Source organism: Brevibacillus ginsengisoli (genome assembly GCF_050113715.1).
Lineage (GTDB): Bacteria > Bacillota > Bacilli > Brevibacillales > Brevibacillaceae > Brevibacillus_H > Brevibacillus_H ginsengisoli.
Map to the genome: position 1 here is coordinate 242,808 of NZ_JBNJQR010000009.1, position 6,416 is coordinate 249,223.

7 protein-coding genes are annotated in these 6,416 nt (G+C 43.5%); 6 read left to right on the forward strand and 1 reads right to left on the reverse strand.

Annotated features, from left to right (window positions below):
* Position 1: 1 nt before the first annotated feature.
* The 5 genes from ACQCN2_RS18815 to ACQCN2_RS18835 all read left to right on the forward strand — a co-directional run bounded on the left by ACQCN2_RS18815 (position 2) and on the right by ACQCN2_RS18835 (position 4,664).
* The gene (locus ACQCN2_RS18815; protein ID WP_426930478.1) at positions 2-766 is read left to right on the forward strand and encodes a class I SAM-dependent methyltransferase; all 765 of its coding nucleotides are present in this window, start codon (positions 2-4) and stop codon (positions 764-766) included.
* Positions 767-818: 52 nt separating this feature from the next.
* Positions 819-1,370 carry a cob(I)yrinic acid a,c-diamide adenosyltransferase gene (locus ACQCN2_RS18820; protein WP_426930479.1) on the forward strand — a complete coding sequence of 184 codons (552 nt, stop codon included), beginning with the start codon at positions 819-821 and terminating at the stop codon, positions 1,368-1,370.
* A gap of 157 nt (positions 1,371-1,527) precedes the next feature.
* A complete protein-coding gene (gene nth / locus ACQCN2_RS18825) occupies positions 1,528-2,202 on the forward strand; it encodes an endonuclease III (protein WP_426930480.1) in 675 nt (224 codons plus the stop codon).
* A gap of 120 nt (positions 2,203-2,322) precedes the next feature.
* Entirely contained in the window at positions 2,323-2,760 is a 438-nt protein-coding gene (perR, locus tag ACQCN2_RS18830; RefSeq protein WP_426930481.1) for a peroxide-responsive transcriptional repressor PerR, read from the forward strand.
* Between the two features lie 173 nt (positions 2,761-2,933).
* Entirely contained in the window at positions 2,934-4,664 is a 1,731-nt protein-coding gene (locus ACQCN2_RS18835; RefSeq protein WP_426930482.1) for a glycosyl hydrolase family 18 protein, read from the forward strand.
* A 51-nt stretch (positions 4,665-4,715) separates the two neighbouring features.
* On the opposite strand, the gene ACQCN2_RS18840 is transcribed toward ACQCN2_RS18835, so the two are convergent.
* The gene (locus ACQCN2_RS18840; RefSeq protein ID WP_426930483.1) at positions 4,716-5,078 is read right to left on the reverse strand and encodes a DUF2614 family zinc ribbon-containing protein; all 363 of its coding nucleotides are present in this window, start codon (positions 5,076-5,078) and stop codon (positions 4,716-4,718) included.
* A gap of 147 nt (positions 5,079-5,225) precedes the next feature.
* Here ACQCN2_RS18840 and ACQCN2_RS18845 point away from each other — a divergent pair, with 147 nt between their 5' ends.
* Positions 5,226-6,095 (forward strand): nucleotidyltransferase-like protein, encoded by an 870-nt coding sequence (locus ACQCN2_RS18845; RefSeq protein WP_426930484.1) that lies wholly within the window; start codon positions 5,226-5,228, stop codon positions 6,093-6,095.
* Positions 6,096-6,416 lie beyond the last annotated feature (321 nt).

Consider the following 6,416-nt stretch of genomic DNA (forward strand, 5'->3'; position numbering starts at 1 on the left):
TATGGCAGTAAACATGTATCAATGGGCGGATTACTACGACATTACACAACGTGGTGTGAATGGAGATATTCCGTTCTATCTCGAAATGGCCAAGGAAAGCAAGGGCGAAGTGCTGGATCTCGCATGCGGAACCGGTCGAATTACGATCCCTGTGGCACAAGCGGGTGTAACCGTTACAGGCTTGGATTTATCCGCTGAAATGCTAGAGAAAGCAAGCCAAAAGGCTGTTGAAGCGGGAGTCAGTGACCAGCTTACGCTTGTGCACGGGGATATGCGCAAGTTCGACCTGCAGAAGAAGTTTGATCTGGTGATGATTCCGTTTCGTTCTTTTCTTCATTTGCTTTACATACAAGACCAAATGAAGGCGTTAGGATGCGTTCGTCAGCATTTGCAACCCGGCGGCAAGCTCGTCATGAACGTCTTTGTGCCGAAAATTGAACATCTTTACGAAGAAAGTGAAAAAATGTCCTTGCGCGGCATGTTTCCGCTTGAATCAGGAGAACAAGTGGCGATGTGGGACTATACATTGTATGATCATTTCCAACAACTTTCGGAAGTGACGCGTACATATGAGCGGCTAAGCCCAGAAGGTGTCGTACAGGAGAAAATCGTAGGCCGATTTACTCTGCGGTATATTTTCCCGGCTGAGCTGCACCATTTGCTTCGCTTGAACGGATTTAAGGTCGTTCAACGATTTGGTTCTTTTGACAAAGCGTCATTCGATCAGAAAAGCTCAGAGCTGATTATTGTTGCGGAAGCTGTGTAGCTTGTCGATTTCCGGGGAAATAAGGATTTGGGGGACAGGGAAGGGGATAGTCATGAAGATTTACACGAAATCTGGCGATAAAGGTGAAACTTCACTCGTTTATGGTGACCGAGTTCCGAAATACTCTCCAAGAGTAGAAGCGTATGGGACTTGCGATGAGGCTAATTCTTCCATTGGATATGCGCTTTCGCATTTGCCAGCGGGAGAGGAATGGGCAGAACTGCAGAAGACGTTTCATATCATTCAGACTAAGCTGTTCCATATTGGAGCCGAGTTGGCAACTCCGCAAGGCAAGCAGGTAGGCTGGCCCATCGTGGAAGATGATGTCACGTATTTGGAGAAACAGATCGATCTCTTGGATGCGAGCCTCCCACCCTTGACCAACTTTATTTTACCAGGGGGACATCCGGCTGCTGCCGCAATGCATATTGCCCGGACTATCGCTCGCAGGGCAGAACGAAGAACGGTGCAAATCACGGAACAGGAACCGATTAATCCAGTGAGTATCAAATACCTGAATCGACTCTCAGATTACTTGTTTGTGGCGGCGCGCTACATCAATCACCAAGTGGGAGCGGATGAACAGACGCTCCATCAGGAATAACTCGATCAAATATATCTATACCAAGCGAAGGGGTCAATAAGATGACCTCTTCTTTTTAAGTTGATACGTCTTGGCATCGCCAAATTTTCTTTGTACGATCAAGAAGTTAAATGAACACGCAATAAACGTTGAGAGAGAAAGGAGTAGAATCGGGAAGATGCCACAAACTAAAAAAACGGCAAAACGCTTGAAACGAGTGAACACAGAAGAGATATTGAATCAGTTGCAGACACTTTATCCCGATGCTCATTGCGAACTAAACTACACAACTCCTTTCGAGCTTTTGATTGCCACCATCCTATCTGCTCAATGCACGGATAAACGGGTCAATGAAATTACAGCTTCGTTATTTTCTAAATATAATAAGCCGGAAGAGTATATTCATCTTACGCAGCCCGAGTTGGAAGAAGAAATTAAAGGTCTTGGCTTGTTCAAAAGCAAGAGCAAAAACATTTTGGAAACCTGCCGAATTCTTTATGAAAAATATAACGGAGAAGTACCCCAAACCCATAAAGAATTAGAAGCTTTACCCGGAGTTGGACGCAAGACAGCGAATGTCGTTTTGTCCAATGCGTTTGGCGTTCCAGCTATTGCAGTTGACACGCATGTGTTCCGCGTAGGAAATCGCCTTGGGTTGGCACAGAGTGATACTGTGGATGAAACTGAGCAGCAACTAATGAAGCGTATTCCTAAGGAAAAATGGACGGATGCCCATCACTGGTTGATTTGGCATGGTCGTCGTATCTGCAGTGCGCGGAATCCGAAATGCAACGAATGTCCTTTGCAAACGGAGTGCCATTATGCGAAAGCGGAAGCAAAAAAGAAATCATAGGTAATTGACATAGTTTCTCATTCACCTTACACTTGTTTATAACAATTCTAATAAAATTCTTGTTATTAGTTAGAATACTAATTAAGAAGCAACCATGTTTAGAAAGTGAGGTGCATGACGATGTCACAACGTGTAGAGAAGGCCGTAGAAGTCCTCAAAAATACAGGGGTACGAATGACTCCTCAGCGTCATGCCATATTAGCATACCTACTTGATTCCATGACTCATCCAACAGCTGATGAGATTTATAAAGCCTTGGAAGGTAAGTTCCCTAATATGAGCGTGGCCACCGTATACAACAACCTGCGCGTCTTTAAAGAAGCAGGGTTGGTACGTGAATTGACATATGGTGATGCTTCCAGTCGTTTTGACGCCAATACGATGGAAGAGCATTATCACATTATTTGTTCGGATTGCGGTTCGATTCATGACTTTCACCACCCGTATTTGCAAGGTGTGGAAGAAGATGCGGGTAAAGCTACAGGATTCAAGATTACAGGACATCGGATGGAAGTGTATGGAATCTGCGAGGATTGCCAAACCAAACAAGCTCAATAAAATCAGCAAGGTGAACTGCTGAAGAAGCCATTTGTCTGCGAATATCGTGGAGAAATGGCTTTTTTCATGACCACTTTGTGTATATAAAATGGAAAATATATTCAGAAGGTTGTAGAAATGCAAAGCCTACTATATCATCAAATAAGTGTCAAAAAAGTCAGCGGGGTGTATTTATGGAAGTTGCTTTTAACCGTTCCCCTCGTGTAAGAAAGAGACGACGATCAGGCTTTGCCTTATTGTTCCTGATCCTGTTGGTAATGGTTGCCACAGGAGGATGGTATCTCTTTACACGACCTTCCACTGAACATGTGAAGCCGTTTGCTGGTCGAGATCATGTCATTCTTTATCAAGGGAATGTCTACCCGGATTCTTATTTGGTTCAGAATGATCAAATTCTTGTGCCATTTGACTTTCTAAAAGCCAATATAGATCCTTCGATTTTTTGGGATGAACCAACCAAATCAGTTATTGTTACCACTCAAGATAAAGTCCTCCGTATGGAGAGCGATAAGCTGCAGGCTTTTTTGAACAAAACCCCTGTGAATTTGCGGGTGCCTGTACAGGACGTGGATGGGAAGCGATATGTACCTTACAGTCCTCTGGAGCATTTGTATCCATTTGCTATGAAAGTAAACGAGCAGACGCAAGTGATTTCCTTTGAGAAAAACGGAGATGCGATTCAACAAGGAAAGATATTCACTGGTGATAGCAAAGATCCAACCATACCGTTGCGTGAGGGAGCTTCTATTAAAGAGGCGATTGTTGCCGATCTTGCGAAGGATTCTACCGTAGATATCATTCGAGAAGATCAGGGGTGGTATTACGTTCAGACGTCAGATGGGATCGTGGGTTATTTGCCCAAAGAGTCCATCGCCTTGACTGATATTCGAAAGGTCGCTTTACATATGCCGGAATCTCCAAACGTTACCCCTTGGAAACCGCTTGGAGAACGGATTGGTTTGGTCTGGGAGCAAGTCTCGCAGAAAAACCCGGATACGAAACAAATCCCCGCACTCCAGGGAATTCAAGTAGTCTCACCGACTTGGTTTGAACTTTTGGATGATCAAGCGAATCTGGGGAATAAAGCAGATTTGGGATATGTAAAATGGGCACATGGAAAAGGCTATAAGGTATGGGGATTAGTTTCTAACGGATTTAACCCTGATTATACGCATGCTGTTCTGAGTGATTTCCGTTTACGCGAAAAGTTTATCGGGCAGATCTTGCAGTATGCCCGAATGTATAAGTTGGATGGGATCAATCTAGATATTGAGAATGTGTATCTAAAAGACAAGGGATTCTTGGTTCAATTCGTCCGTGAACTCACTCCTTACGCGCATGAACAACACTTGACGGTTTCAATGGACGTCACCACAATCTCGAGTAGTGACAGATGGTCCCAGTTCTATGATCGCGCGGCCCTAGCTAGTGTGGTAGATTATATAGCCGTTATGACTTATGACGAACACTGGGCTTCCAGTCCGAAAGCAGGTTCTGTCGCTTCACTGCCGTGGACGGAGAATTCGCTGAAAGAAACTTTGAAAGAAGTGCCGAAGAAAAAGCTTCTTCTCGGAATTCCATTTTACACACGCTTATGGAAAGAAGAGACCCAGGCTGATGGAACAATCAAGGTAAGCTCCAAGGCTTACTCCATGGCAAAAGTCGATCAATGGTTAAAAGACAAGGGAGTTAAGCCACAGCTGGATCCGGAGACGGGTCAAATGTTCGCGAGCTTCAAAGACCCTAAAGACGGTGCCACTTATAAAGTGTGGCTAGAGGATCAAACCTCGATTAAAAGCCGGATGCAACTTGTCGAGCAATATGATCTGGCTGGTTATGCAGCATGGCGTCGCGGCTTCGAAAATCCTGAGGTCTGGGAAGTAATCAAAGAGAACTTGCGTTAAAATAGTCCATAAAAATACCACCTGCCGCTCAATGGTAGGTGGTTTGTTGTTTTATTTCGCATCAATGGTTGAAGTTGGGGAAGCGTCGCTTAGTTCTAATGGCTGTCCGCAGAACATGCACGCGTCTTGTTTTCCCATCATTTTTGTTACCTTCTTACAAGAGGGACATTCAGCTTGAGGAGCCGAAGTGGAAACCATTCCAGAAATCATAAACAAAACGGTACTGATGATCATGAGAATAAATCCGATGATGAGAAGAATAGCCATGAACAGATAATTGTTGTTTAGCCAGGAAACCACGTTGCCTTTAACCAAAAAATAGCCCGCATACATACAGAAAATACCGATGATCATATTCCAGTTCGCCCATGTACGCATCCGTTTAATTTTACTGATTCGATTGTAGTTTTTCATCGACGCATTCCTCCTAACTGGTAATTATAGCATAATTTGATAGAAAAGCAGAGCCGGATGATTGTTCATCAAGTGCTTAAGGAGGCAGGAAGAATTCGCTTCACGTAGAATCCATAAGCGTAAACACTGATAAGGGGGTGTACCCGCTTGAACCAAGAGTTGCAAAAATATCAAGAGAACATCCTGCGGCAACAACATGTTCTGTCCGTTTTACTGCTGGATAACAGAGAGGATAGCAGCTTGGTTCATGAAGGGAAGAACCTTATCTATCTGATTGTTCTAAACCAGCCAGGGGAAAAATGGGAGACAAGCTACTTGATTTGCCAAGATCAGATTGTCGTCGAGCATCGAATTCATCAATGGCACCTTGAGCAACTCTCTTTGCAAGGTACCGATCATTATCTCTACTCGTTATTGAGACAGGGAGAAGTTATTTTCGATCAACATGATTATCTCAGAAGCAATCGGGATCGTTTAACCCGTTTATCTCATCAGATGAGAAAGCGTCGTATTTGCGAAGAGTATTCCGTGTTTCTTCAATACTTTCTGGAAGCGAAGGAATTGCTGCACCAGAATCACACCATGGATGCGTTTCAAGCTGTTCTTAAAGCTTTGAATGGTTGGGCAAGGCTGGTAGTCATCGAGGCTGGAGAAATACAAGAAGCGGTTTTGTGGAATCAGGTTAAACGGCTAGAGCCAACCATCTACAAATTATATGAGGAATTAATTGCGGGTTCAGAACCGCTTGAGAAGCGGATGGAATTGCTTTTACTCCCGATTGAGTTTCAAATCATGTCCAAGATGAAAGAAGCCACATGCCTCATCACAGATATCATCAATACGCAAAACAAACCGTGGACTTACGAAGAATTGAAAAGACATCCCGAGATTACAGATAGTCGAATTAATTTAGGGTTACTGTTGGATAAAATGTTAAGGCGTTCATTTATTCAATCCGTTCCTGTCCGAATGAATGACAAAGTGGTAGAAGAACAAGGATTCTGTTCTCGAGAATAAAATTAAAAAAAGTATTGACTTTATATACGGCAAGATGCTAGATTAGTAAATGTCCCTTCTGACCAGTTGGTTTGCGGAGACGATGAAAAAAATACCACTTGATCTGTTCGAAGGTTTTGTGGTAAATTAAAAAGGTCGCTGCTTCGAGGTGCTGATACTAGTAATTCGGAGTAGTAAACTAGAAATGCTCTTTGAAAACTGAACAATAAACGTTTAGTGAAACAAACACTAGCCAAGCAAAACTGTTTTGAAGTTTAGAATCAACTCAACTTTATTGGAGAGTTTGATCCTGGCTCAGGACGAACGCTGGCGGCGTGCCTA

Bases quoted from the DNA above. Each gene is read 5' to 3' on its own strand.
- ACQCN2_RS18815 (WP_426930478.1), top strand. From the start codon at position 2: ATGGCAGTAAACATGTATCAATGGGCGGATTACTACGACATTACACAA.
- ACQCN2_RS18820 (WP_426930479.1), top strand. From the start codon at position 819: ATGAAGATTTACACGAAATCTGGCGATAAAGGTGAAACTTCACTCGTT.
- nth (WP_426930480.1), top strand. From the start codon at position 1,528: ATGCCACAAACTAAAAAAACGGCAAAACGCTTGAAACGAGTGAACACA.
- perR (WP_426930481.1), top strand. From the start codon at position 2,323: ATGTCACAACGTGTAGAGAAGGCCGTAGAAGTCCTCAAAAATACAGGG.
- ACQCN2_RS18835 (WP_426930482.1), top strand. From the start codon at position 2,934: ATGGAAGTTGCTTTTAACCGTTCCCCTCGTGTAAGAAAGAGACGACGA.
- ACQCN2_RS18840 (WP_426930483.1), bottom strand. From the start codon at position 5,078: ATGAAAAACTACAATCGAATCAGTAAAATTAAACGGATGCGTACATGG.